This is a genomic window from Candidatus Omnitrophota bacterium (genome assembly GCA_028707125.1).
In the GTDB taxonomy this organism is placed as follows: domain Bacteria; phylum Omnitrophota; class Gorgyraeia; order Gygaellales; family JAQTUX01; genus JAQTUX01.
In genome coordinates this window covers 443845-469341 of the sequence record JAQTUX010000001.1, presented here as the reverse complement: position 1 = coordinate 469341, position 25497 = coordinate 443845, and the positions used below count along the sequence as shown (strand labels likewise).

Sequence of the window (25497 nt, the reverse complement as noted above, 5' to 3'; positions counted from 1 at the left end):
CCACTAAAAATAGTATTTTATGCCTATGCTGTGCTGCCAGTTCCAAACATCGGAATGAGTGTCACCTGTGTCGGTGTAAAAATGCGCCGCTTCATAATTCAGCGCCCAGTCCTTATTCAGGAAATACTCTACTCCAGCGCCAAGTTTATACGCGTAAGAGTTTGATTTGTCCTTTGTCTCCGCGGGCGTCATACCGTCAAAACTGAAGAATGACCAGCCCAATCCGGCCAGCGCGTAAGGGTAGATCACTCCAAACTTCTTCCTTAATTCCAGGCTGGCCAGGACCGAGCTCACCCTTACCTTAGAGCCGGTTTTTGATTTCATCCTGAAACTATCCGCCTCAAGCTCCGCGGAAAGATTGTTATTTATTCCTTTGCCCACAAATATCCTGCCTAAACCCGTCAGCTTTTCCTTGAATTCCGCGTCTTCCGGCTGAACATAAGTTGCCGCCGCGCCCGCGTACCACCTGCCCGCTATGTCCTGGCATAGGGCAGTCCCCAAGAATACCACGAATATTGCTATAATTCCTAAGACTACTACCTTGCGCATCGCACCCCCTCCTTTTTTCCTCTACACACTTACGTGTGTAGAATCATCTGGCTATTCTTATCGTATCATTCCCCACACGTAAGTGTGGGGTACCCTCCAGCCTAAAAGCGCCCCGCCGCCAGTATTCATTATTTATTTTTGGACATCCTCTTTATTCCCATTGCTAAAGCCCAAACCCAAACACCAAAAACTAAAGGAATACCGATAATAACAAAGGATAAAAATACCCCTACCAACCACAGGACTAACTGCGTTACCCCCTTATTGCTATCACCCCAAATAATTGTTCCAATCCCTGGTATAGCCAGATTGACCAGTAAACCCACTATGTTCTTCGTCTCTCTGTCCATATCCCTCTCTCCTTTGTTATCGGATAATGCCTCCTCGCATTTATAATCGAGGTGTCATAACTTATTACGCTAACTAATATCCCAGAGAACCGTCCCCGCTATTTCCTATCACTATTTCCTATTTTTTATCAAGTGACAAACGCATCCACAATTTCTCTTTATTTAATACGAATGGTATTGCTACTTCGTTCTTTTTCTCTGTGACTTTCTGGGGAGTTTTAAAAAATTCGCCTATTTTAATTCTAATGGTGCTCATTTTCTGCGTTTGATTACTAATAATCTTTATGGGGAGTCTTTTAGTAGTATGCGGTTCTAAGCTATTTACTCTTAAGATTCTTGTTTTAATTCTATCGGGCTTGGATACAGCAGTAAATTGCACTAAATTATAGTTAACTGTATAATAGTTATCTTTATCTCCCAGATTAAGCACCTCATCACCTTCTTGTTTACCTATAAGTTCAATATTGTCAACATCAAAAGTATTATCTTCACAGGTAATATGAATCTGTATTGCAAATAAAGGATAATCTTTATTGTTGGTTAACATTAAGTGGTATATCTCATTCCATTCGCTATTATTAATAGTGAGATTGTTTGGAATAATTATCAAACTATACTTAATAGCATTCCAACTAGCATATACAGTAATGATAGCGGCTATTGTACTAATAAATGTAATAAGAAAACTTCTCATCTGTTATCCCTTCGCATTTATAATCGAGGTGCCATAACCTATTACGCGCTAACAACTAATATTCCAGAGAACCGTCCCCACTTACATTTGGCTATTCTTAGCGTATCATTCCCCACACGTAAGTGTGGGGTAACTTTCTAATATTTTCTTAGCGAAACCAATATCAAAGAGAACCGTCCCCTCTATTCAGTCCCGCTATTCATATATATACCGCCACGCACATTTAAATCCCTACCCACATATATCTTTGAAGATACTCCTGGCCTGCCACTGCTTTGTTCTTGCGGGGTATGCCGATTTTTGTTAAAAAACGAACGGATTTTATCTACGCCCTCAAGAAAGTTCCCAATATTAATTACTACTAGGACAATAAGCACAATAACATAGTAAATCCAATGTTTTTTAACTCCTTGAATAAAATCTGATATTTTTGACATATTTTTTTAATTGTAGATCTCTACCCGCCGCCTTTCTCGCTCGCCTTTGCGTCTGGCTTGGCTGTGATTGTCTCAGCGGGTGGCTTTGGACGGGGCGCCCCGCCCCGCGCGGAGTTCACGCCTGTAGCGTTAAGTAATGAGCACGGGGTGGGGCTGTCCAAAGACAGGACCCGCTGCCGCGCAACACAGACAAGCCAGACGCAGAAATTGTTACAGCTTTCTCCGCCAGGTCGTGCCGTCCTTGGTATCCTCAAGCACAATGCCCAACTGCTCCAATTCTTGCCTAATTTTGTCTGAAAGAGCAAAATCTTTTTTCTTTCTTGCCTCGTTTCTTTCTTCTATCATTTGTTGAATCTTATCTCCGGGTAAGAAAATATGTTCCTTAATAGTAAGCCCCAATACATTTTTCAAAGTAGTAACTGCATCTCTTACGCTCAGAACGATCTTGGAATTATCAGTATTTTTATTCCCAAATGATATTAACTCAAATATATAAGATAATGCTTGGGGTGTATTAAAATCATCGTCCATACTTTTAGTAAATTTATCTTTTACCTCATCAATCTCTTTGAATTTATCATTTGCTGAAAGAGATATTTTCCCCCTGATCTTCCTTGCCTTATCCATAAATATCAGGATGCGCTCCAGCGCCTCTTTTGCCTCGGCAATCTTCTCATCCGTGTAATCAACAGGCGAGGAGTAGTGCGCCGAGAGAAACAGCAGTTTCAACAGGTCCGCGTTCTTGTGTCTGACGAGAAAATCAGTCACCGTGACAAAATTCCCCAGCGACTTGGACATCTTCTGGCTGTTAATCGTCAGTAATCCGTGGTGCATCCAGTATTTCGCGAATTTCTTGCCCGCGCCTTCGGACTGCGCCTTCTCGTTCTCATGGTGAGGGAATATCAGGTCCAGCCCTCCGCCGTGAATGTCAAATTCATCCCCCAGAATATCCGAACTCATTACCGAGCATTCTATATGCCAGCCCGGCCTGCCAGGCCCCCACGGCGACTTCCACGACGGCTCGCCTTCTTTTGCCGCCTTCCACAGCGCGAAATCAAGCGGGTCCTTCTTACTCTCGCCCACGGCAACGCGCGCGCCTGCCTCCATTTTATCCAGGGATTGATTAGACAGCTTTCCGTAATCCTTTGCCAGCTTTATATCAAAATAAACATCGCCGCCTGACTGATAGGCAGCGCCCTTCTTTATGAGTCCTTCTATAAACTTAACCATTTTGGGGATATATTCGCTTGCCTTGGGCTCAACAATGTCATTGTTATCTATGCCTAAATTCTCCAGTGCGTCATGATATGCCTTGAGATATTTTTCGGCAACCTTCTTTGTGGCGGCGTTCAAATCTTCGCCCTCGCATTCCTTCCTTGCCTTGTCAATGATCTTGTCGTCGACATCGGTGACGTTGCGCACGAACTTCACCTTGTAACCGCGGTATTTCAGGTAGCGCCTGACCACGTCAAATATGTAGGCGCTGCGCGCATGGCCTATGTGCGGCTCATCGTAAACCGTGGGGCCGCACACGTACATCTTCACCTGCTTATCTTTCAGAGGCTTAAATTCTTCCTTCTTTCTTGTGAGAGAATTGTAGATTTGGATGGACATAATAATTTAAACCCTAAACTCTAAATCCTAAACCCTAAATAAACCCAAAACCCAAAATTACAAACCCAAAACGCTATTGTTTTGTAATTGCGTGTTTTGAGTTTTGTGTTTTGACATTTGAGTTTGTTTAGAGTTTAGTGTTTAGGGTTTAGTGTTTATCTTGTTCTAACTTCTTGACCCGCTCCTCCAGCTCCTCGATATTCTGCATGATCGGGTCTATGACATGGATGTGGTCAAGATCAAAATCCATTCTCTTGCCGTCCTGTTTGGTGACCCGCCCGGGCACGCCCACCACCGTTGAATTAGGCGGCACATCCTTTATAACCACGGCGTTCGCCCCCACATAAGAATTATCGCCGACGGCAATGTTCCCCAATACCTTTGCGCCCGCGCCGATGACCACGTTGTTGCCCAGAGTGGGATGGCGCTTGCCCTTCTCTTTGCCGGTGCCGCCCAGTGTCACGCCCTGATAAAGAGTAATATTATCGCCCAGGATCGAGGTCTCGCCGATAACAACCCCCATACCGTGGTCAATGAACAGCCCCTTGCCTATTTTTGCCCCGGGATGGATCTCAATGCCGGTGAAATGGCGCGCGACGACACTTATCAGCCGCGCGATGAAAAAGAAGCGTATTTTATAGAAGAAACGCGCGGCGCGGTAAGCGATCACGGCATGCAGGCCTTCGTAGAGCAGGATCACCTCAAGATTTGAGCGGGCAGCCGGGTCGCGCTCCCTGGCGGACCTTATCTCCTCTTTAAAAACCAGCGAGATGACCGCCGCCTTGGCTATGATTATTAAAATAAACGCAAGAAGAACGTAAAATAATATGCTCATTTCTTCTCTCCTTTTTTCTCTTCAAGCAGCACGACCGCGTAGGCGGCGATCGCCTCGCCCCTTCCGATCAGGCCCAGCCCTTCCTGGGAGGTGGCCTTGACGCAGGCATCGCCCTTTTCTATTTTCAGCGCCCCAGCAATAAGCGCCTGCATCCTGTCCTTGAACGGCTCAAGCCGCGGCTCATCGGCGATCACCACGCTGTCAACGTTGGAAACGCGCAAACCCTTATCCGCGAGCATTTCATTTACGCGTTCAAGCAGCTTTATGCTGGAGATGTTGTGAAACTCCGCCTCGCTGTCAGGGAAGAATTTGCCTATGTCGCCTAAGCCCGCCGCTCCCAGCATCGCGTCGCAGAGCGCGTGCAGCAGCGCGTCGGCGTCGGAATGCCCCAGCAGGCCCTTATTGTACGGTATCTCCACCCCGCCCAGGAATAACTTCCTGCCTTCGATCAAAGGATGTATGTCGTAACCGATTCCTATGCGCATCTCTTCAATATCGCCTTCGCAAACACCAAATCCTCAGGTGTGGTTATCTTGATGTTAAAATAAGAGCCCTCTACCACCTTGACCTTCCTGCCCAGGCGCTCCACAAGAAAAGAATCGTCTGTTGCCTTGAGGCCGGCACCATCCCTATATGCCCTGAGGAGCAGCTCCCTGTCAAACACCTGCGGGGTCTGCGCCTCAACAAGCTCATCCCTGTCAATAGTAGCGCGCACTGTCCTGTCGGTATTTACCCGCTTTATGGTGGATTTTACCCTGACGGCGGCGATCGCCGCCCCGCCTGACATTGCCTGTTTTATCAGGGCTGTTATTGTCCGGCCATCAACAAACGGCCTGGCCGCGTCGTGTATAAGCACAAGGCCGCAGCCGGAAGGAAGATGTTTTAAGGCGTTTCTTACCGAATCCCGGCGCGCGGCCCCGCCTTTAACTACGCTGATGACCTTTTTGAAGCCGTAACTTCCGACCAGCCGCTCTATCTTCTTTAGATCACTTGAGGCCGCGGCGATTATGATGCCGTCAATGAGCCGGTGGCTGTTCAGGGTATTGAGGCAGTAATATATTAGCGGTTTGCCTGAAAAACCTAAAAGCGCCTTTTTCCTGCCCAGCCGCCTGCCTGCTCCCGCGGCGGCAATTATAGCCACGACCTTCATTTCTATCTAATGCTTCGCGTTCGCTGAAGCGAGCTTGGCAAAGATCATCCGGCCTGCCTGGGTCTGGAAAACCGACGTCACCACGACCTTCATCTCGCGGCCGATATAATGCCGCGAATCCTCCACCACGACCATCGTGCCGTCGTCAAGATACCCTATCGCCTGATTGTGCTCCTTGCCTTCCTTGATCAGTTTCAGGTTCATTACCTCTCCGGGGAACACCACCGGTTTCAGGGCGCCTGAGAGCTCATTTATATTGAGGACCTTGATCCCCTGAAGCGCGGCAACACGGTTTAAGTTATAATCAACGGTCATGATCTTGGCCTCAAGCACCTTGGCGAGCTTTACCAGCTTTGAGTCAACGTCGGGGAATTCCGGAAAATCGTCTTCGTGTATATTTATGTCCATGCCGCTTTCCTTCTGTATCTTATGAAGGGTCTCCAGCCCCCTTCTGCCGCGCTGGCGTTTTATGGAGTCGGCGGAATCAGCTATCTGCTGCAGCTCCTTAAGCACAAAGCGCGGTATGACCAATTTGCCGTCCAAAAACTTTGTCTTTAAGATGTCCGTGATCCTGCCGTCTACTATCACCGACGTGTCCAGTATGACTATCTCGGCCGACCTGTCCTCGCGGCGCAATCTCACGTAAGGTATGATTATATTAAACTCGTCCCTGCCCCTCAGGCCCATGATCATCCCCAGATAGCAGAACACAAGCGTGAGGGTGACCTTGATCAGCGCAAGCACCGGCTGGCTGATGGGCGTCAAACTGAAGACATCGCCCACAAGCTTGGCCATTATCAGGCCCAGTATAAGCCCGAACACGGCGCTGGACAGGCCGCGCACGGAAACACGCTTCATCCCTATTTCCGACAGGATTATGACCGCTCCGGCAAACGCCCCGATAAGAGCGCCGATCAAGGCGGCGTCGCTGGTGTCTCCGGTCTGATACCCTATAAGCGTAAATATGATGAAAAATAACAACCTGGTAAATAGGATCACCATTATAACCTCCGTTTAGTATAAAAATAATTCAATGTCGAATTCTCCAATGACGAATGTCGAATAAATGACCAATTCTTCAATGTCCAATGTCAAAATTGGACATTTGGTCATTTAGACATTCATTCGTCATTCGGGTTTCGTCATTGGTCATTAATATTTTTCTTATCCAACTAATATATCCAGCGCCTCTTTCACGCTGGCTGCCCCGATAAGTTCTATTTTCCTCCTGCCCGCGGCGCTCGCGTTCTTAAGGTTGTTGCGCGGCAGTATGCACCTCTTAAACCCTAATTTTTCCGCTTCATTGATCCTCAGTTCTATCTGATTGGCGCTCCTTACCTCTGAAGTAAGCCCCACCTCTCCGAATACGACCGTCTCCTCCAATATCGGCTTGTCCTTAAAACTTGAGGCGATGGCCGCGACCACGGCCAGGTCGCAGGCAGGGTCTGCCACCTTGACCCCTCCGGCTACGTTCAGGAATACGTCCTCTGTTTCAAGGTGCAGGCCTATCCTTTTCTCAAGCACGGCTATGAGCAGGTTGAGGCGGTTATGGTCAAACCCCTGCGCCCTGCGCGCGGCATAGCCGAAGTTCGCCCTGCTGGTCAGCGCCTGGATCTCAACTAAGAGCGGCCGCGTGCCTTCCAGCACGGAGGACACCGCTGAGCCGGATACATTCTTTGCGCGCTCCGAAAGAAAAATGCAGGAGGGATTATCCACCTCTTTTAAGCCGGATGAGGTCATCTCAAACACGCCTATCTCATTGGTGGAGCCGAAGCGGTTTTTCTGCGCCCTCAATACGCGGTAGGCGGAATACCTGTCGCCCTCAAAATACAGGACCGTGTCAACTATGTGCTCAAGCACGCGCGGGCCGGCGAGCGTGCCCTGCTTGGTAACGTGCCCGATGATGAACATCGCGATGTCTTCGGTCTTGGCGATGCGCGTGAGGTAACCGGCGCAGTCGCGCACCTGGCTGACAGAGCCGGGGCTGGAATCAAATTCCGGATTGAACACCACCTGTATGGAATCCACCACCACCATATCCGGAGAAAGCTTTTTTATGGATTCCTCTATGATGCCTATGTCGGTCTGGTTGACGATGAAAAGTTCGCCGGCGTTCTTAAAAGGGGCGAGCCTCTCGGCGCGCAGCTTGGTCTGGGACACGGATTCTTCGCCGCTGATGTAAAGGACCTTTTTACCGGCGGCTGAGAGCCCCGCGCATATCTGCAGGCATATGGTGGACTTGCCTATGCCCGGGTCGCCTCCGATAAGCACGACCGAACCCGGCACAATACCGCCGCCCAATACCCTGTCCAGTTCCGAGATGCCGGTTTTGGCCCGGGAAAAGTTCTCCACGCTGACATCCTTGAGCAGGACCGGCGGCTGGGAATTAGTGATGGCGCGGCTTCTGGTCTTTGCCGTCGGCTCGCTGTAATTCTCCTCCACAAAAGAATTCCAGCTGCCGCAATCGGCGCACCTGCCCGACCATTTCGCCGACTGCGCCCCGCAGTTCTGGCAGGCGTATATGGTTTTGGTCTTCATGCTACTTTTTCGGCTTATGCAATAACTTCCAGGGGTTCTTCTTAAGGTCAGAGAACATCTCTTCTATGTCCTGATAAAGACGGGAGTCGTAGATCAGCTTTCCTATGGTGCCTTCGCCGGTATGCATCTGCGCTATGATATCGTCAAGCCCGTAGGCGACCCTCTGAAGCAGCTCTCCCACCTCGTGCATGGCCACAGGGTCTTTGCCTGCCAGGCTGCTTCCCGCCCGGTAGAACTCGCTGTCATTGGCGGCCGGCATGATCTCAACGTATTTTTCCCCCAAAAGGCCCAGCGTGTTTATCCACACCGCGGAACCAACCGGCACCTTTACCCCTTTCTCTATGGATATCAAAGTATTTACGCGTGTCTTATGCTGGCCCTCGTCAAAATAAACGTCTATATCCTTGACCTCGCCCACATCGACTCCGGCAAACCTCACCGGCGCGCCGACCTTAACGCCGTTCACAAAGCCGAACATGACATTAAGATTGTAGGTGGAGGCAAAGCTCTTAATGCTCTTTATGGAAAGAATGAATACACTGAGAATCAATAAACCGATAAAGACGAATAGCCCCACCTTCAGTTCTAATTTTGAATTGTTATTGGCCATATTATTCCTCCATTATTCCAGCGTTTCAGTGATCGGGCCCTTTGCCAGCCCGTTAATGAACTGGTGCACTACCGGATGCGCCGTATGCTGTATCTCTTCGGGCCTGCCCTGCGCTATTATCCTGCCCTTATAAAGCATGGCGATAGTGTCCGCGACTTTATAGGCGCTCTTCATATCGTGAGTGACGACAATGGTGGTTATCTTGAGTTTATCGTGCATGTTCCTTATCAGGTCGTTTATGCTGTCGGCGGTGATCGGGTCAACGCCCGTGGTCGGCTCGTCATAAAGTATGATCTCGGGTTTATTGCAGATCGCCCGCGCCACCGCCACGCGCTTTTTCATCCCGCCGCTTAATTCCGCGGGCATAAGATGCTCTATGCCGCAGAGATCCACCATGCACAGCGATTCTTCCACGCGCTCAAGTATTTCCTTCCCGCTGAGATCGGTATGTTCCTTAAGGGAAAAACCCACGTTATCGCCCACGCTCATGGAATCGAACAACGCCCCTCCCTGGAAGACCATCCCTATCTTCATCCTCACCGAGTTAACGTCTTTCTCGGAGAGCCCGACTATGTTTTTGCCTCCGACGAGCACCTCCCCTTTGTCCGGATTGAGTATGCCCACGATGTGCTTGAGCAGGACGCTCTTGCCGCAGCCGGAGCGGCCGATGATCACCTTGGTCTCGCCCCGCTTTACGGTAAGGTCGACCCCGTTAAGCACATGGTTGTCCCCGAAGGACCTGTATACGCCTCTTATCTCAATCATACCCTGCAAGATTATCCCATTACAAAATAAAACAACGCCGTAAGCAGGCAGTCGGCGGCGATTATCATCACGAACGTGGTTACGACCGAGGCCGTGGTCGCCTTGCCCACGCCTTCGGCCCCGCCTTTAACCTTGAGGCCTTCGTAACAGGCCTCCAGCGCGATTATGGCCGCGAAGATCACGCTTTTCATCAACCCGGAAAACAGATCTTTGAATAACAGCGAGTCCCAGGTGATGCTCATATACAGACTGGAGCTTATGCCTAATTTATACACGCATATCATGTAGCCGCCGAAAATGCCGATGATGTTGGCATACAGAGTGAGGATGGGAAGCATGCACATAAGGGCGAGCAGCCGCGGCACTACCAGGTACTTCACGGGGTTTGCCGCCAGCGTCTGAAGCGCGTCCACCTGCTCCGTAACGTTCATCGTGCCCAGCTCGGCGGTGATCGCCGCGCCCACCCTGCCCGCCACGACGAACGCGGTTATCACCGGGCCCAATTCCCTGACAATGGAGAGAGCCACGATACTGGCGATATACATCTCCGAGCCCAGCCGCTGCATCTGCACCGCGGTCTGCAGCGCCAGTATTATGCCGATAAAAAGGGAGGATATCAGGACTATGGGTAAACTGTCATAACCGATACGCCTGTTCTGGGTGAAAAACCTCTCTTTGCTGAAAGGAGGCACGAACATCCAGAAGAATGACTGAACGCCCAGCAGCGCCAGCCCTCCCAGGTTGACCAGCATGGCCGTGATATTGGAAGTCGATTTCCTGAACAGGTTTATCATTTTTTAGACATCGCGCCCGATATCAGATCAAACTTCAATTCTTCCTTGTCGCGTATGACGCGGAATGTCCTCGCGTCCTTGGACTTCTGCGTGATTATCTCCTCGGCCAGCGGGTCTTCCAGATACCTCTGGATGGTCCTCTTTAAGGGCCGCGCCCCGAACACGGGGTCAAAGCCCTTCTCAATAATGAACTGGCGGGCCTCTTCTTCTATCTGAAGCGTGATGCCCTGCTCTTTCAGGCGCTCGGAAACATAGCCCAGCTCCAGGTCCACTATGCGGTGCAGGTCTTCTTTGGTGAGCGACCTGAATACGATTATGTCGTCTATCCTGTTCAGGAACTCCGGCTTAAAGGTGTGCTTCACCTCTTCCAGGAGCTTGTCTTTCATATCAAGGTAATCCACCTGCTCTTTCTGCTCCTTAAAGCCCAGCGCGCCTTTCTTCCTGATGATCTCCGCGCCGACGTTTGAGGTCATTATCACGATGGTGTTCCTGAAATCCACCTTTCTGCCGAAGCTGTCGGTGAGGCGCCCGTCTTCAAAGACCTGCAGCAGCAGATTGAACACGTCGGGATGCGCCTTTTCGATCTCATCCAGCAGTATGACCGCGTAGGGCCTTCTGCGTATCTTTTCTGTCAGCTGCCCGCCCTCTTCGTATCCCACGTATCCGGGAGGCGCGCCCACCAGGCGCGAGACGTTAAACTTTTCCATATACTCCGACATATCCAGCTGGACAAGGGCGTCCTGGTCGCCGAACATAAAGTCGGCCAGGGCCCTGGCGAGCAGGGTCTTGCCTACGCCTGTCGGCCCCAGGAATATAAATGAGCCGATGGGCCGGCGCGGGTCTTTGATACCGGCGCGCGAACGCCTGACCGCGCGGGCGATGGTCTTTATCGCCTCCTCCTGCCCTATAACGCTTTTATGCAGTTCTTCTTCTATCTTAAGCAGTTTCTCGCTTTCCTTCTCTTCCAGGCGGAAAATGGGTATGCCCGTCCACTGCGCCACGATCTTGGCGATATCTTCGGCGCTGATCTCAGGCATCGTCTTATCCTTGGCGGCATTCCACTCCTTGTTCGCCTTGTCAAGTTCGGTCCTTACCTGCCTTTCCTGGTCCCTTAAGCCGGCCGCCTTTTCAAAGTTCTGGCTCTTTATCAGCTCTTCCTTTTCCTTCCTCAGCTCCTCCACCTTACGCTCTAATTCCTTTATCTCCGACGGAACGACCAGGACGTTGAGCCGCGCGCGCGAGCCGGTCTCGTCGATCAGGTCGATCGCCTTATCCGGCAGGAACCTGCCCGAGATATACCTGTCGGATAATTTTGCCGCCGCCTCCAGCGCCTCGTCCGTGAACTTGACGCGGTGGTGCGCCTCATACCTGTCCCTCAGGCCCTTTAAGATAGCGATGGTCTGGTCAACCGTCGGCGGGTCCACCATGATCGTCTGGAACCTTCTCTCAAGGGCGGCGTCCTTCTCAATGTACTTTCTGTATTCATCAAGGGTGGTGGCGCCTATGCACTGTATCTCGCCGCGGGAAAGCGCCGGCTTTAGTATATTGGAGGCGTCGATCGCCCCCTCTGCCGCCCCCGCGCCCACAAGCGTATGAAGCTCGTCAATGAACACCACGACGTCTTTGGAGCGCTTGATCTCTTCCATGACCGCCTTGATCCTCTCTTCAAACTGGCCGCGGTATTTTGTGCCGGCGACCATAAGCGCCAGGTCAAGCACCACGATGCGCTTGCCCCTTAATACCTCAGGCACGTTGCCGGCGATGATGGACTGCGCCAGGCCTTCAACTATGGCGGTCTTGCCCACGCCTGCCTCGCCTAAAAGCACGGGGTTATTTTTTGTGCGGCGGCTTAATATCTGTATGACCCTCTCTATCTCGCTGGTCCTGTCTATGACGGGGTCAAGCTTGTTGTCTTTGGCCAGCTGGGTCAGGTCGCGGCCAAAGGCATCCAGCGCCGGGGTCTTGGTCTTTGCCTGCTGCTGCTGTCCGCTGAAACCGGGGATAGCGGAACCAAGCAGAGATATAACTTCATTGCGCACGCGGTCAAAATCAAGCCCGAGGTTCATCAGGACCTGCGAGGCAACGCCTTCGCCCTCGCGTATGAGCCCCAGCAGTATGTGCTCTGTGCCGATGTAGTTATGGCCCATTGAGCGCGCCTCTTCCGCTGCCAGCTCCAGCACCTTTTTGGCGCGCGGGGTAAACGGTATGTCGCCCAGTATCTGGGTCGACGGCCCGGGCTGGACCAGTTTCTCCACCTCAAGCCGGATCGTCTCAAGGCTCAGGCCCAATTTCTGCAATACGGCGGCGGCGACGCCTTCGCCCTCGCGTATGAGCCCCAGCAGTATGTGCTCTGTGCCGATGTAATCGTGGTTAAACCTCCTGGCCTCCTCCTTTGCCAGTATTATTACCTTCCTCGCCCTTTCGGTGAATCTGTTGAACATCGCTATCCTCCTTAATATTTATTTCTGTTTTAATTTTTCCCTGATGATCTCGGCTCTTTTCTCGTCACGCTCCTGCGCGCTCAGTTTCTTGCCTTCAAATTTCTGAAGGTGCGCCGGCTGCGTGATGATAAAAAGCTCGTTCACCGTGCGCCTGTCAATATCCTTTATCAGCCCCATATCAACGCCCAGCCGCACCATGGAAAGCAGGTCGGTGGTCTCCTGGCTGGATATGATATGCGCGCTCATCAATACGCCCAGCGAGCGCGCGATCTTGTCTTCCAGCATCGCCTTGTGCTGGCCTATCAGGACGTTCCTTGCCTGCCTTTCCTGATCGATTATCTGGCGCACGAGCCCGTTCATATTTTCTATGATCTCATCTTCCATGTGCCCCAATGAAACAAGGTTGGAGATCTGGAAGAAATTGCCTGTCGCCTGCGTGCCCTCTCCGTAAAAACCCCTCGTATTAAAGCCCAGCTTGCCCACCGCCGCCAATACCTTATTTATCTGGCGTGTGATCACCAACGCGGGCAGATGAAGCATTACGCTGCCCCTTAAGCCCGTGCCCGTGTTAGTGGGGCAGGCGGTCAAATACCCCCACTCTTCGGAAAAGGCGAAATTAAGCCGGGCGGACAACTCATCGTCTATCTTGCTCATTATATTCCATGCCTCTATCAGATCAAACCCCGACTGCATTACCTGCATGCGAAGGTGGTCTTCTTCGTTGACCATTATCGCCACGATCTCCTGGTCGTCCACGATCAGCGCCTTGCCGTCTGGCTTCTGGACGTGCTCATGGCTCATAAGATGCCGCTCGATGAGGAACTGCTTATCCAGGACGTCCAGGTCTGCCAGGCGTATGATCATCATCGTCTTAAGCAGGTTGCTCTGCTTGACGGCCGCCTCCACCTTCTTAAGCACCTCTTCGCTGCCGGCCTTATCCGCCCAGTTGGAAAACAGGTACTTTTCCAGGTTCCTTGCCAGCCGCACGCGCGAAGATATCACTATGTCGGAATTGGCCCCCGTGCCTTTGAGCCACTCGCTCGTCTGATTCAACAGGTCATCCAGCCGCATTATTTGCTCCTTTTTTCCAATTCCCGTATCTTATCGCGCAGCCGCGCCGCCTCTTCATACTCCTCCGAAGCTATCGCCTTCTGCAGCCTTGCCCTCAGCTCAGCGACGTCGTCGCCCGGCTTGGCCCGTGGCCCGGCAAGGGCCTCATCGGCCTTCTTGAGTTTCGGCGCCCGGGAAGCCGCTGCCGCCTTTGCCTTAAACCGCGGTGACTTTCCCGTATGGCTGGTTGAGCCGTGTATCTTCCTTAAAAGAGGCGCCAGGTATTTTCTGAAGGCGTTGTAGCATTCGCTGCAGCCCAGCCGGCCCGCCTTCCTGAAATCCTCATAAGTTATGCGGCAGTTGGGGCACTTCAATCCCAAAGCGTCCCTTTCTATCGCCGCCTTTTCCCCAAGATGCGAGAGCCCGGCAAGCAGGTCCGCCAATCCGAACTGCTGCTGGACCTCCATGCTCTTTTCCGCCGCGCACTTCTCGCAAAGATGCAGCTCCGCCATTTCACCGTTGACTATCTCGGTAAGATGCATACTCGCTTCATTCTTGCCGCAGACATCGCAAAGCATAAACCCTCCCTTTAGTACTTCACTCCGCCGGTCCTGGTCGCTTTTCTGAATTCCCTGATAAGCCTGTTGGTGATCCTGCCGGGCTTTCCGTCGCCTATCTGCCTGCCGTCCACCTTTACCACGGGGATTATCTCGGCGGCGGTGCCGGTGAGGAACACCTCATCGCAGATAAACAGCTCATGCCTGGTCAATACGTGCTCGTGCGTGGGGATCCTTTCCTTTCTGGCCAGTTCCAGCACCGTATCGCGCGTGATGCCGCGCAATGTCCCCATACACTGAGGCGGGGTATAGAGGTGGCTGCGCTTCACGCAGAATATATTGTCCCCCGTGCATTCGGCGACATAACCCAGATGGTCCATCATGATCGCCTCGTCATAGCCTGAATTGGCCGCCTCGATCTTGGCCAGTATATTATTAAGGTAATTCAGCGACTTGATCTGAGGATTAAGCGCCTCAGGCAGGTTTCGCATCGTCGGAACGGTAATGATCTCCAGGCCGTCCCTGTACAGGCGCTCGGGATAGAGCGCGATCTTATCCGCGATGATAAATATCGTCGGCCTGCCCGCGCATTTCCTGGGGTCAAGCCCGAGGTCCCCCTCTCCGCGGGTAACCACAAGCCGGATGTAGGCATCTTTTAGATTATTCGCCTTTAATGTGGCGATGACCGCCCTTATCATCTGCTCCTTGCTTAAAGGGACCTTAAGCATTATTGAGTGGGCGGACTCATACAGCCGGTCAACGTGTTCCCTTAACTTGAACACGCGGCGGCCGTAGCTTCTTATGCCTTCAAACACGCCGTCGCCGTAAAGCAGGCCGTGGTCAAACACCGACACGCGCGCCTCGTCTTTCGCCACTAATTTACCATTAAGCCATATCTTCATAGATACCTCCTAATTCAACACAACTCCATCTTTCAAATGGATCACTCTGTCCGCCCGCGCCGCGACCGCTTCGTCATGGGTCACCACCACAACGGTGGTCGCGTTATCGCTGTTTAACTCGCTCAGGATGGAAAGGACGCGTTCCCCGTTCTCGGAATCAAGGTTGCCCGTGGGCTCATCGCAAAGCAGGACCTCGGGGCCGTTTATCAGCGCCCTGGCTATAGCCAGCCGCTGTTGTTCCCCGCCTGAAAGTTGGGCGGGAAAATTATTCATCCTCTCCCTCAAACCGAACCTGTCGATCAACCGCTCTGCCCTGCTCCCGGCGTCCGCGGCCCCGGCAATAAGCGCCGGAAAGGAAACGTTCTCCAGCGCGTTAAAGTCAGGCAGCAGGTAATAGAATTGGAACACGAAGCCGACGCTTTTATTGAGGATGCGCGAGGCCTCTTCCTCGGGCCGGCTGTACAGGTCAACGCTGTTAAAAAATACCTCTCCGCTTGTGGGAAGGTCTATGCCGCCGAGAAGATGCAGCAGCGTGGACTTGCCCGCGCCCGACGGCCCGGCTATGGAAACAAACTCCCCCTTGCGGATCCTGATATCTATGTCCTTGAGCACATGAAGCGAGCGGCTGCCCGTGCCGTATACCTTATTTAATTTGCGCGCCTCTATCATTACTCATACCTCAATGCCTCGGCAGGCACGACCCTGGCTGCCCTGGCTGCCGGGTAAATGGTAGAAAGGAATATTATCAATAACGCCGACGATACGATACAGATTATATCCGGCCATAACTTCAGGTACACGGGCAGGGTTTGGATATAATATATGTCCGCCGGAAGCTTCACGAACTGGTATTTTTTAAGCAGCAAACACAGCAGCACACCCAGGCCTGTGCCGGCCAATATGCCGGAGCCGCCGATAAGCAAACCCACCAGCATGAACGCGCGCCTCACGCTCTTCCTCGTGGCGCCTATGGTGCGCAGTATGCCTATATCCCTTGTCTTCTGCACGACCATTACTATCAGCGTGCTGATTATGTTAAAACAGGCGACCAGGACAATAAGCGCGAGTATGATGAACATGGTCACCTTTTCAAGTTGGAGCGCGGCAAAAAAGTTCCTGTTCCTGTCCATCCAGGACATCACCTTATAATTGAAGCCGAGCTTTCTGTGTATGTTCAGCTTGACGCTGTCCGCGGCGTCCAGATCGCTCAGCTTCACGGCGGCTCCGGCGATCGCGCCCCCCATACCGAAGAGCCGCTGGGCAGTGCCTATATTTACAAAGATCAGGCCTGAGTCGTAATCATACATCCCTGAGTTAAAGACGGCGGCCACGGCCAGATGCGCCTTATCTTTGGAAAACAGGGGTGAATACACCGACAAGGTATCGCCTATGCCCAGCCCGAAAGAATAAGCCAGCTCGCTGCCGATAACGCAGGCATCATCTTTGAGCCCGTCAAAATCACCTTTTGTTATATATTCCCGGAGCTTGGAAATATTTTTCTCTGTATCCGGCTCTATGCCGCGCACTGCCACGGGGAAAAGCTTATCGTAGGCGGAGATCAACACCTGTCCCTGGATGTAAGGGCTGACCGCTTCAACCATAGGGACGCTCTTTATCGTTTCAGCCAAAGCGCCGTAGTCGGCTATGCCGGCTTCCGATTCAACGGTGATATGCGCGAAACTGCCTACTATCTTGTCCTTGAGCTCGCGGTCAAAGCCGCTCATCACCGCCAGCACCACTATAAGCGCCATAACCCCTATTGCCACGCCCAGTATGGATATCAGGCCGATGAGCGAGATAAACCGCTCTTTTCTTCCGGTTGTCAAATAGCGAAACGCGAGCTTAAATTCAAAACGCATTATTGTCCGGGCCTCAGCAAAGGAAACAATATCACGTCCCTTATGGACGGCTGGTTGGATAAAAGCATGACCAGCCGGTCAATGCCTATGCCCAACCCGCCCGCCGGAGGCATGCCCTGCTCAAGCGCCAGCAGGAAGTCCTCGTCAACGTTCTTCTTTTCCTCTCCCGGCAGCGCCTCTATTTCCTCTATAAAACGCTTCCTCTGTTCAAACGGGTCGTTCAACTCCGAATAGGCGTTGCCCACCTCAATGCCGGAGATAAACAGCTCAAAGCGCTCGCAGACCAGGGGGTCGTCCTTCCTGGCCTTTGCCAGCGGGCTCATTGAGGTAAAATAGTCGGTGACCATTACGGGGTATCCCGGCATATCTTCCTCAAGCAGATCCTCAATGATCTTCGTCACCTGAGTGCGCGTAAGAACTGCCCGCGCCTCGATCTTCCCCTTCTTACGCAGTTTTTCCACCATATCCTCAAGAGGATCAGACGGCGAGATGCCGAATTTTTCCTTTACCAGCCCGGCGAAGGAAACCCTCTTCCACGGCCTCTGGAAATCCAGCTCCCTGCCCTGGTATTCTATTTTTGTGCCGCCGGCAACCTTATTTATGACGTATACTATCATCTCCTCGCATAATTCCATCATCCCCTGATAATCGGTAAACGCTTCATAGACCTCAAGCATGGTGAATTCGGGATTATGCATGGTAGAGACGCCCTCGTTCCTGAAGCTTCGGTTTATCTCGTAGACCTTGTCAAACCCTGCCACGAGCAGTTTTTTCAGATAAAGCTCCGGAGCTATGCGCAGGTAAAGGTCTATGTCGTATTCGTTGTGGTGGGTCTGAAACGGCCTGCCCGCGGCGCCTCCGGGTATGGGGTGCATCATGGGCGTTTCAACCTCAAGATACCCTCTCTCGTCTAAAAATTCTCTCAAGCAGGATATTATCCCGCTTCTTAATATGAATACGCTGCCGGCTTCGCTATTGGCAATGATATCAAGGTATCTCTGCCTGTACCTGGTTTCAACGTCTTTTAAGCCGTGCCACTTCTCAGGCAGGGGCCTTACCGCCTTTGACAAGAGCGTGAAATCGAAGACCTTAAGCGTGACCTGCCCCGTGCGCGTCTTGAACATTTCGCCCTTAACGCCCAGGATATCGGCGATATCAATACATTTGAAATCTTCAAATTTCTCATCCCCCAGCGCGTCCTTGGCAAAATAGAGCTGGAGCGTGCCGGTTGAATCTCTGAGGTCGGCAAACGCGGCTTTTCCGTGCAGGCGTTTCTGCATAAGCCTGCCCGCTACCGCGGCCTTCCTGCCTTCCTCAAACCGCGAGAGGCAGATGCCGATCTCATCCCGGGAAAAACTGTTGTTCAGATAAGGATCCAGCCCCTTATCCTTTAAGGCCTTTAACTTGTCTTTCCTCTGCGTTATAAGTTCATTCTCGACCATAGCAGGGTAATTATATAGTATAAATAAATCTATGTCAATACCTTCGCATCAAAAACTATAGAATAAAATAACCCGCTGCAACTAAATATGTTGCAGCGGGTTATTGTAAGAGATACTATTTATGCCTAATACCCGGTTTTTACTGCTGTCTCTGCCTCTTCCGGCGCTGGTTCCATTGCTGCCGGCGCCATCTCAGGCGTTTTTTCTACCGGCGCGGCTGCTGTTGCTTCTTCCGGCTCAACGCCCATTGCCTCCGGCTGCTCTTCATATATATCAGAGGCCTTCTCAACAGTTATGACCTTGGCCGTCCTTTTGCCGTTGGTGACTACGTAGTCAATTTCTACGCCATCGCCCGCGGAGATATCTTGCAACGAGGCCGCGTTCTTAACCTCTACGCCTGGATCCAGGGCGTAAACTACCTCCATCTCTTCATCCTTATCATAATCGTAGTCCTTGACTATGAGCTCTGTTGAAGAGACGCTGCTTACTATGCCGTAGGCATATTCCTTTCCGGTATCCTCCTGGGCTAAACATACAGAAGGCACAAGATATAACGAAAAAACCGCTGCCACTGCTACCGCTGTTGCTGCTGCTAGACGCTTATTCATCTAATACCGCCTCCTTTCAAAAGGGTCAATCCCGCTTATTTATAACTGTTTTTCAGTATATTACAAAATAAAACAATGTCAAGCAGTATCAGGTACGGGCCGGGAACACATTAATATTGACACATTCCAACATTTCAAGTAGACTTGAATAGATATGGCGAAAATACGGCTTACCCTTCAAAACAGAATAACCACCCTGATGATCTTCTCCGCGCTCCTGCTCATAAGTATCTTCGTAGCCATCCAGCTCAACAATCAGGTAGACAACCTCAAGCGCCTTAACACGCTCAAGGCGCGGATGAGCGCCATAGTGGTGCGGGAAAACCTCAAGCCGGCGCTGCGGGCGAGCCCGGATGAGACGGCCGTTGAGCTAAGCCGCACAATAGAATACCTGAAAAGTATGCAGGTAATAGAAGGCCTCTCGGTCATAGACGATAACGACACGATAATCGCCTCTACCAGCCCGGAGGAGACCGGTGAAATAATAAACACGAAGGAGGCGGCGCTCAAGTACAGGCTGTTAAACGAAAGCGATGACAAGCCGTTTGAGTCCCGTCTGGATCAAGCCGGCAGGATGCTCTATGTGTACCTGCCGTTAAAGGGCGGCGCGGAGGGGCAGCCGGTATTTCTGGCAAAACTGTCATTTTATCTGGGCGATATACAGGAGGCGCTGATCGACGTGTATAAGCCGGCCATGCTCAGCATTATACTGGTGATCATCGCCACAATGATCGTCGGCCTGCTTATGTCAAAAGGCATCATCGGCCCGATAAGGATATTAAACGAAGGCACAAAGGTAGTGGCGCAGGGCAACCTGGAAAGACGCATCTACATAGATACCGATGACGAACTGCAGGAACTGGCGGAGACCTTCAACGAAATGACCGTCGCGCTCATAAGGATGAAAGAGCGCGCGGAAAACGCCAACCCCCTGACAAAGCTGCCCGGCAATATAGTCATAAGAGAAGGGGTGGAGCAGCGGCTCAGAGAAAACAAAAAATTCGTAGTCATACATACCGACCTTAATAACTTCAAGGCGTTCAACGACAAATACGGCCTTGCTAAAGGCGATGAGGCGATAAAGATAAACGCCGACGTGCTGAAAGAGGCGGTAGAGAAAAACGGCAACAAAGACGACCTTCTGGGGCATGAAGGCGGGGATGACTTCGTGCTGATAACCACTCCCGAGAAGGCCGCGGCGATAACCGGCTATGTGGCCCAGGAGTTTGATAAGCGCGTAAGAAAACTCTATTCTACCGAGGACCTGGCTCAAGGGTTCATCATCTCAAAATCAAGGGAAGGAGAAGTTAAGAAATTCCCTCTGATGTGCATATCTATGGCCGGGGCAACCAACGCGCATCGGGCGATCTCTTCCTATGTAGAGGTGACCAACATAACCGCGGAAGTAAAGAAAAAGGCAAAGGCGCAGGAAAAAAGCGTATTTGTGCTGGACCAGAGAAAAGACGAAAAAACCTAAAAAGGACGTGAAAAATGGAAGGCATAGCGATCCCGCTTCAAAAATATTATAAACCGCTCGCTGCTTTGGCAGCCATCGCCGTATTTTTCTCCGTATATAATAAATACCTTATAGACCGCTCCCTGCAGGACATGCAACTGTCGCTGTCTCAGGTCAAGGAAGCCAAAGAGGCAAAAGAGGCGGATAAGATCTCGGGCCTGCTGGATTTTACCATCATCGACGAGGTCTCAAAAGAAGAGATATCCTCCCGTAACGTCGCCTACCTGACGCTTTCAAAGGGCATCGCCGGCGAGAAGGCAAGGCCCGTGCAGATGGAGGACCTGAGGTTCTTTCTGAAAGAAATGATCACGGGTAAAGAGGCAAAACGCAATACGCTTGCCTGGCTTATAGACGGCGTCGTTACAAACGCCGGCAAAGTAAAGCGCGGCATAAGGGCCTTTCTCAACCGCCTCTTACTGCCGCGGGCTCCGGCCGAAGCCGTAACAAAGGCTCCGTTGCTTGATTCGGCAGCCCAGTTTGAATCCCAGGGAAAATTCCTGGAAGCCGTGGTCTTGTATAAGGAATTCATAGAGACAAACCCTAACGCGGCCGACATAAACTATATACGGCTTAAAATGGCGCAGGGCATGCTTAAATCCGGCCAGTACGCGGGGGCAAAAAGCGCCTGCGTTAAAGTGCTTGGCCGCTCTACCGATAACAATGAGATCGACATAGCCGCAAGTTTGCTCGCCAAGATCAATGAGATAACCGGGATACAGAAAAAGATAAGGTCGCTTCAAGATAAGGCCGCGGCCGTAAGCGCGCCAAAAGAACAACAAATGCTTTATTTCAAGATCGGAACGCTCAGCCAGAAGACAATGAACTTCCAGTTATCGCAGGATGCCTTTAAGAAGGCGATAGATATAGACCCCGGATCATTGATAGCCCAAAGGGCGGCATTTAACCTGGGGTGGGCGTATAAACTGAACGCGCAGCACGAAGAAAGTTCCAGGGTGTTCAGGCAACTCTTAGAAGAACATCCCGCGTCCGAATTCGTTGACGACAGCAAATTCCAGGTCGCCGACAACCTGAAGCAGCAGGGCAAATTCAAAGAGGCGCTGGAAATACTTGAAGAATTATCCAGGACCTCCTCCGACCCCGATCTGAAAAATCTCTCAAAATTCCAGACCGGATATATCCAGTATTATCAGACCGGCGAGGTGGGCCCGGCCATAAAGGCCCTTGAAGAAACAGGCAAGGAATTCTCGCGGACCACTCTGGGGGAAAGATTGACCACCGCCAAGACGGACCTGGGAAGAAAATACCGGCTGGAAGGGTTTAATCTGCTCCTTAAGGAAGACACGGAAGGCGCCCGCGCCCAGTTCAAAAAGGCCATATCCGTCAACCCGAAGGATGCCAAGGCCTACGGAGAAATGGCGCGCGCCTACGCTATGGATCGTAAATTTGACACCGCGCTGGACTGGTCCAAAAAAGGCATTGAGGCGGACCCCGGAGACGAATACCCTTATGCCATTACGGCAAGAATATACGAACAAAGAGGGGAACTCTCAAGGGCGATAGAATACTACAAAGAATCGCTGCAGTACACGCCGAATTACCCTCATGTCTGTTATAACATAGGGGTGGATTATAACCTTCTGGAAGATTATGACAAGGCGATAGAGTTTTTGGAAGAAGGCAAAAAATACGCACCCGACTTCGCGGAGATCAGGAATAATTTAGGTTACGCCCTCTGGAATAAGGGCGATTATTACAGGGCCATTGAAGAATATAAAAAGGCGATCGAGCTCAAACCCGATTACGCCGACGCGATGTACAACCTCGCCCTTGCCTATAAGGCGCAGAAAAAAACCGCGGAGGCAAAACGGCTCCTGCGCAACGTCGTTGGACTGAAGCCTGATTCAACCGCGGCAAAAAGAGAATTAAATAACTTGGAATAGCGATCCAGTCATTTCTGCGGCGCTATGGCGATCTCCACCCTCCTGTTCCTCTGCCTTCCTTCAGGGGTATCATTTGACGCCACAGGGTTAAACTCTCCGAAACCGGCTGCCGACAGGCGCCTCTCATCCACGCCGAAGTTGGCGGAAAAATAGTGTAATACCGAAACTGCCCTTGCCGAAGAAAGTTCCCAGTTGGACTGCCAACCCGATACGTTTATCGGCTGGTCATCAGTATGCCCCATGATAATTATCCTGGCTTCGGGGAAATCTTCGTTCAACACCATCGCTATCCTTCCCAGCGCGGAGGACCCCCCTTCCTTGATCTCCGCCTCGCCCGGCTCAAATAGAAGGACCTCCTGCAGATAGACGATCAACTGGTTATCACGCAGGTATACTTCTATACCCTCGACCTCTTTACCCTTATAGAAAGACACCTTGTCTCTTAAATCCTCAAGCTGTTCCTGGAGGCGTTTTTTCTCTTCTTCTTTCGCGCGCGCGATGTCTTCCTGCTCCTGTTTCTGCGCGGCCAGGCTCTCGTAGCGCTGCTTCAGCTTAAAAAGGCCGTCATCCTTCTCAAGCAAAGCCCTGTCCCTCTTCAGGAGCTCCAGCTTGCCCTGGTCTAATTTTCCTTTCAGGACGTCGTTCTCAAGGCGAAGGCTGTCGGATACCCGCTCTTTATATTCTCCCCCGGACAACCTGCCCTTTCTGGCGGCAGCCAGGGCATCCTGCAGGCCCTCTATCTGTTCTCTGTAGCCGTCGGACTCCCTGTTGAATTCTTCAACAAGCTTGGCATTGGAATCCTGGATACTCTTTATCTGCGTCTCTTTCAAATCCATTTCTTCCTTAAGGGCGGCTATCTGGCTGTCTTTTTCCTCAATGCTGCTTAACAGCTCCTTCTGCCTGTTGTCAACCGCGCCTTCAAATGCCTCAACGCGCTTCAAGGCCTCTTCGTTATTCCGGTTAAGATTACCGAGAAGCTCTATTTTCTCTTTTTCCAGAGAGCTCACTTTACGGCTCTGCTCTTCCAGGTCATCACTCAAGGCGGCGATTATCCCTTCTTTCTCCGATACCTCCGATCTTAAGGCCTCTGTCAGGGAAACCAGGTCCTCTCCCGGCTGCCTGTTTAAGCGGCTGGACAGGTCTTCGTTCAACTTTTTCAGGCCGCCGATCTCCTCCGCCTTGCCGTCAATGTTGCGCAGAAGCATCTCTATCCGGCCTTCGTAGTCCTTGATCACCGATTCAATATCTTTATCCTTTGCGTAAGACGCCTGGGCAAGCTCTTCCCTGAGAACGGAGGCTTCCTCTTCTTTAGCATTGATATCCGCCCGCAGCCCCTCTATTAAGGAATCTCTGTCTTCTATCTCGCTGTCTTTTAATTCAAGGGCGCCCAGCAGCCGGCTTATCTGCTCTTCATATCCGCCCCTTAACTCCTGGCTCTGAATGTCCTGTCCGGCAAGCGCGGCTTCCAACTCCGCGCGCATATCCGAGATCTCCTCCTGCCGCGACCGCGACGCCTCTTCCGCGCTATCCAGCAAATTATCCTTCCGCCCTATTTCTTCAAGCAGCGCGGATATCCTCTGCTTTTGGCCTTCTGTTTCCTCCTTAAATCTATCCGTTCTGAGCCGGCCTTCCTCAAGCGCCTTTTCCAGGCCCTCGACATCGCGTTCTTTCTGAAGCAGCCGCTCCCGCAGTTCTTTCTTTATCGCGGCGATCTCATCCTGCCGCGCCTTAAGCCCATCTTCCAGGTCGCTGATCAGTCCGTCCTTCTCATCTAACTCCCGCGTCAAGGCGTCTATCCTGCTTTCCCGGCTCCGCAATTCTTCCTTAAACGCCTCCATATCCGAATCAGCCGCGCCGGCTGCCTCGGCCAGTTCCCTGATCCTGGATTCCTTCTCAGCCAGCCGTTTCTGCAGGTCATCCCTCAACGCTGCCATCTCGCCTTCTTTAAGCGCTATCATGGATTCAAATTCCTCAAGGTGTTTCAGCGTATCTTCGTTATTGCTCCTCAGGCCCTCCAACAGTTTAAGGTTTTCCTGTCTGATACTTATAATCTCTTCCCGCAACGCCGTTCTATCCTTCTCCAGTTTCCCTATGATCTCATCCTTACGGCTGAGGCCCTCCTCAAGAGAAGCGATCCTGGAGGCGTCGAAAGCGGCGGACATACGGCCTTCCCGCAGCTCCTTACGCGTGCCCTCAAGCTCCCGCTGCCTGGCTTCAAGCAATGCCTCGATCTCCGCGGCCCTCTTTTCTAATCCGGCATACTGCCCGCCCTCTATCTGCTTCTGCGCCAGTTTATCCTTAAGCTTTCTTATCCTGCTGCCTGCCTCGCCTATCTGCCTCCTTAAGTTATCAACCAGCTTGTTCATATAAGAGGCCTCTGTATCTTCCCTGTGTTGTTGAGCGGCATTAAGCCGCGCCTTAAGCAGGGCATTCTCCATAGCGCTCTTTAACAAACCCTGTTCCAGCCGGGCTATGCGCTGCCGGGATTCCGCGAGCTTTAAATCAATCGCACCGAGATCGACCTTCTTTACTTTTACTGCCGGCTTTACTGCCGGCTTTGCCGGGGCGGGTTTCGGAGCGTATTTCTGGATGATTATTGAGAGATAATATCTGGCGAGCTGGTTTTGCGGATCGACCAGAAGGACCTTTTGGAACTCATGCCTTGCTGAAGGCATGTCTCCTTTATTGTACAGCTTGATAGCGTAACTGTTAAGAAACTCTAACGCATTATCGTATGGCTGAGAATACACACAGGCGTAAAACAGCGGCGCGCCGGCCAATAATATAAATAATATCCTTTTAATCATTTTTCCATTATTATTCAGGCGCCTGAAGGCGCCCCGAACAGAAAGAGGGACCCTCTGGTCCCCCCCCTTTTTTTATCC

The 25497-nt window shown here is 51.6% G+C and carries 23 protein-coding genes; 2 read left to right on the top strand and 21 right to left on the bottom strand.

Features of this window, described 5'->3' with window-relative positions; all coding sequences use genetic code 11:
* Window positions 1-3: 3 nt before the first annotated feature.
* The 20 genes from PHR44_02120 to PHR44_02025 all read right to left on the bottom strand — a co-directional run bounded on the left by PHR44_02120 (window position 4) and on the right by PHR44_02025 (window position 19195).
* Window positions 4-549, bottom strand: coding sequence for a porin family protein (locus tag PHR44_02120; protein ID MDD4909468.1), 546 nt, complete (start codon window positions 547-549; stop codon window positions 4-6).
* 128 nt (window positions 550-677) lie between these two features.
* Window positions 678-899: a hypothetical protein gene (locus PHR44_02115; protein MDD4909467.1), complete on the bottom strand. Its 222-nt coding sequence runs from the start codon at window positions 897-899 to the stop codon at window positions 678-680.
* A 118-nt stretch (window positions 900-1017) separates the two neighbouring features.
* A complete protein-coding gene (locus tag PHR44_02110; protein ID MDD4909466.1) occupies window positions 1018-1593 on the bottom strand; it encodes a hypothetical protein in 576 nt (191 codons plus the stop codon).
* A gap of 647 nt (window positions 1594-2240) precedes the next feature.
* Window positions 2241-3644 (bottom strand): cysteine--tRNA ligase, encoded by a 1404-nt coding sequence (gene cysS, locus PHR44_02105; GenBank protein ID MDD4909465.1) that lies wholly within the window; start codon window positions 3642-3644, stop codon window positions 2241-2243.
* Window positions 3645-3792: 148 nt separating this feature from the next.
* Window positions 3793-4479 carry a serine O-acetyltransferase gene (gene cysE, locus PHR44_02100; GenBank protein ID MDD4909464.1) on the bottom strand — a complete coding sequence of 229 codons (687 nt, stop codon included), beginning with the start codon at window positions 4477-4479 and terminating at the stop codon, window positions 3793-3795.
* Window positions 4476-4964: a 2-C-methyl-D-erythritol 2,4-cyclodiphosphate synthase gene (ispF, locus tag PHR44_02095; GenBank protein MDD4909463.1), complete on the bottom strand. Its 489-nt coding sequence runs from the start codon at window positions 4962-4964 to the stop codon at window positions 4476-4478. The genes cysE and ispF overlap by 4 nt, the downstream gene beginning before the upstream one ends.
* Window positions 4955-5629 carry a 2-C-methyl-D-erythritol 4-phosphate cytidylyltransferase gene (ispD, locus tag PHR44_02090; GenBank protein ID MDD4909462.1) on the bottom strand — a complete coding sequence of 225 codons (675 nt, stop codon included), beginning with the start codon at window positions 5627-5629 and terminating at the stop codon, window positions 4955-4957. Before ispD ends, ispF begins: the two co-directional genes overlap by 10 nt.
* 6 nt (window positions 5630-5635) lie before the next feature.
* Window positions 5636-6631: a hypothetical protein gene (locus PHR44_02085; protein MDD4909461.1), complete on the bottom strand. Its 996-nt coding sequence runs from the start codon at window positions 6629-6631 to the stop codon at window positions 5636-5638.
* Window positions 6632-6793: 162 nt separating this feature from the next.
* A complete protein-coding gene (radA, locus tag PHR44_02080; GenBank protein ID MDD4909460.1) occupies window positions 6794-8167 on the bottom strand; it encodes a DNA repair protein RadA in 1374 nt (457 codons plus the stop codon).
* 1 nt (window position 8168) lies between these two features.
* Entirely contained in the window at window positions 8169-8777 is a 609-nt protein-coding gene (locus PHR44_02075) for an MlaD family protein (protein MDD4909459.1), read from the bottom strand.
* A 12-nt stretch (window positions 8778-8789) separates the two neighbouring features.
* On the bottom strand, window positions 8790-9542 hold the full coding sequence (locus tag PHR44_02070) for an ABC transporter ATP-binding protein (protein MDD4909458.1): 753 nt from the start codon (window positions 9540-9542) through the stop codon (window positions 8790-8792).
* Window positions 9543-9553: 11 nt separating this feature from the next.
* A complete protein-coding gene (locus tag PHR44_02065; GenBank protein MDD4909457.1) occupies window positions 9554-10336 on the bottom strand; it encodes an ABC transporter permease in 783 nt (260 codons plus the stop codon).
* A complete protein-coding gene (locus tag PHR44_02060; protein MDD4909456.1) occupies window positions 10333-12777 on the bottom strand; it encodes an ATP-dependent Clp protease ATP-binding subunit in 2445 nt (814 codons plus the stop codon). Before PHR44_02060 ends, PHR44_02065 begins: the two co-directional genes overlap by 4 nt.
* A gap of 18 nt (window positions 12778-12795) precedes the next feature.
* Entirely contained in the window at window positions 12796-13848 is a 1053-nt protein-coding gene (locus PHR44_02055) for a protein arginine kinase (GenBank protein MDD4909455.1), read from the bottom strand.
* Window positions 13848-14405, bottom strand: coding sequence for a UvrB/UvrC motif-containing protein (locus PHR44_02050; GenBank protein ID MDD4909454.1), 558 nt, complete (start codon window positions 14403-14405; stop codon window positions 13848-13850). Before PHR44_02050 ends, PHR44_02055 begins: the two co-directional genes overlap by 1 nt.
* A gap of 11 nt (window positions 14406-14416) precedes the next feature.
* Window positions 14417-15286, bottom strand: coding sequence for a branched-chain-amino-acid transaminase (gene ilvE, locus PHR44_02045; GenBank protein MDD4909453.1), 870 nt, complete (start codon window positions 15284-15286; stop codon window positions 14417-14419).
* 9 nt (window positions 15287-15295) lie between these two features.
* Entirely contained in the window at window positions 15296-15955 is a 660-nt protein-coding gene (locus PHR44_02040; GenBank protein MDD4909452.1) for an ABC transporter ATP-binding protein, read from the bottom strand.
* On the bottom strand, window positions 15955-17145 hold the full coding sequence (locus PHR44_02035; GenBank protein ID MDD4909451.1) for an ABC transporter permease: 1191 nt from the start codon (window positions 17143-17145) through the stop codon (window positions 15955-15957). Before PHR44_02035 ends, PHR44_02040 begins: the two co-directional genes overlap by 1 nt.
* On the bottom strand, window positions 17145-18587 hold the full coding sequence (gene lysS, locus PHR44_02030; protein MDD4909450.1) for a lysine--tRNA ligase: 1443 nt from the start codon (window positions 18585-18587) through the stop codon (window positions 17145-17147). The genes PHR44_02035 and lysS overlap by 1 nt, the downstream gene beginning before the upstream one ends.
* A 125-nt stretch (window positions 18588-18712) precedes the next feature.
* The gene (locus PHR44_02025) at window positions 18713-19195 is read right to left on the bottom strand and encodes a hypothetical protein (GenBank protein MDD4909449.1); all 483 of its coding nucleotides are present in this window, start codon (window positions 19193-19195) and stop codon (window positions 18713-18715) included.
* A 154-nt stretch (window positions 19196-19349) separates the two neighbouring features.
* Here PHR44_02025 and PHR44_02020 point away from each other — a divergent pair, with 154 nt between their 5' ends.
* Both PHR44_02020 and PHR44_02015 read left to right on the top strand, forming a co-directional pair.
* On the top strand, window positions 19350-20672 hold the full coding sequence (locus tag PHR44_02020) for a diguanylate cyclase (GenBank protein MDD4909448.1): 1323 nt from the start codon (window positions 19350-19352) through the stop codon (window positions 20670-20672).
* 14 nt (window positions 20673-20686) lie between these two features.
* A complete protein-coding gene (locus PHR44_02015) occupies window positions 20687-22612 on the top strand; it encodes a tetratricopeptide repeat protein (GenBank protein ID MDD4909447.1) in 1926 nt (641 codons plus the stop codon).
* An 8-nt stretch (window positions 22613-22620) separates the two neighbouring features.
* Here PHR44_02015 and PHR44_02010 read toward each other — a convergent pair whose 3' ends face one another.
* Window positions 22621-25419: an OmpA family protein gene (locus PHR44_02010; GenBank protein ID MDD4909446.1), complete on the bottom strand. Its 2799-nt coding sequence runs from the start codon at window positions 25417-25419 to the stop codon at window positions 22621-22623.
* Window positions 25420-25497: the final 78 nt, after the last annotated feature.

Bases quoted from the DNA above. Each gene is read 5' to 3' on its own strand.
- PHR44_02120 (MDD4909468.1), bottom strand. From the start codon at position 549: ATGCGCAAGGTAGTAGTCTTAGGAATTATAGCAATATTCGTGGTATTC.
- PHR44_02115 (MDD4909467.1), bottom strand. From the start codon at position 899: ATGGACAGAGAGACGAAGAACATAGTGGGTTTACTGGTCAATCTGGCT.
- PHR44_02110 (MDD4909466.1), bottom strand. From the start codon at position 1,593: ATGAGAAGTTTTCTTATTACATTTATTAGTACAATAGCCGCTATCATT.
- cysS (MDD4909465.1), bottom strand. From the start codon at position 3,644: ATGTCCATCCAAATCTACAATTCTCTCACAAGAAAGAAGGAAGAATTT.
- cysE (MDD4909464.1), bottom strand. From the start codon at position 4,479: ATGAGCATATTATTTTACGTTCTTCTTGCGTTTATTTTAATAATCATA.
- ispF (MDD4909463.1), bottom strand. From the start codon at position 4,964: ATGCGCATAGGAATCGGTTACGACATACATCCTTTGATCGAAGGCAGG.
- ispD (MDD4909462.1), bottom strand. From the start codon at position 5,629: ATGAAGGTCGTGGCTATAATTGCCGCCGCGGGAGCAGGCAGGCGGCTG.
- PHR44_02085 (MDD4909461.1), bottom strand. From the start codon at position 6,631: ATGGTGATCCTATTTACCAGGTTGTTATTTTTCATCATATTTACGCTT.
- radA (MDD4909460.1), bottom strand. From the start codon at position 8,167: ATGAAGACCAAAACCATATACGCCTGCCAGAACTGCGGGGCGCAGTCG.
- PHR44_02075 (MDD4909459.1), bottom strand. From the start codon at position 8,777: ATGGCCAATAACAATTCAAAATTAGAACTGAAGGTGGGGCTATTCGTC.
- PHR44_02070 (MDD4909458.1), bottom strand. From the start codon at position 9,542: ATGATTGAGATAAGAGGCGTATACAGGTCCTTCGGGGACAACCATGTG.
- PHR44_02065 (MDD4909457.1), bottom strand. From the start codon at position 10,336: ATGATAAACCTGTTCAGGAAATCGACTTCCAATATCACGGCCATGCTG.
- PHR44_02060 (MDD4909456.1), bottom strand. From the start codon at position 12,777: ATGTTCAACAGATTCACCGAAAGGGCGAGGAAGGTAATAATACTGGCA.
- PHR44_02055 (MDD4909455.1), bottom strand. From the start codon at position 13,848: ATGCGGCTGGATGACCTGTTGAATCAGACGAGCGAGTGGCTCAAAGGC.
- PHR44_02050 (MDD4909454.1), bottom strand. From the start codon at position 14,405: ATGCTTTGCGATGTCTGCGGCAAGAATGAAGCGAGTATGCATCTTACC.
- ilvE (MDD4909453.1), bottom strand. From the start codon at position 15,286: ATGAAGATATGGCTTAATGGTAAATTAGTGGCGAAAGACGAGGCGCGC.
- PHR44_02040 (MDD4909452.1), bottom strand. From the start codon at position 15,955: ATGATAGAGGCGCGCAAATTAAATAAGGTATACGGCACGGGCAGCCGC.
- PHR44_02035 (MDD4909451.1), bottom strand. From the start codon at position 17,145: ATGCGTTTTGAATTTAAGCTCGCGTTTCGCTATTTGACAACCGGAAGA.
- lysS (MDD4909450.1), bottom strand. From the start codon at position 18,587: ATGGTCGAGAATGAACTTATAACGCAGAGGAAAGACAAGTTAAAGGCC.
- PHR44_02025 (MDD4909449.1), bottom strand. From the start codon at position 19,195: ATGAATAAGCGTCTAGCAGCAGCAACAGCGGTAGCAGTGGCAGCGGTT.
- PHR44_02020 (MDD4909448.1), top strand. From the start codon at position 19,350: ATGGCGAAAATACGGCTTACCCTTCAAAACAGAATAACCACCCTGATG.
- PHR44_02015 (MDD4909447.1), top strand. From the start codon at position 20,687: ATGGAAGGCATAGCGATCCCGCTTCAAAAATATTATAAACCGCTCGCT.
- PHR44_02010 (MDD4909446.1), bottom strand. From the start codon at position 25,419: ATGATTAAAAGGATATTATTTATATTATTGGCCGGCGCGCCGCTGTTT.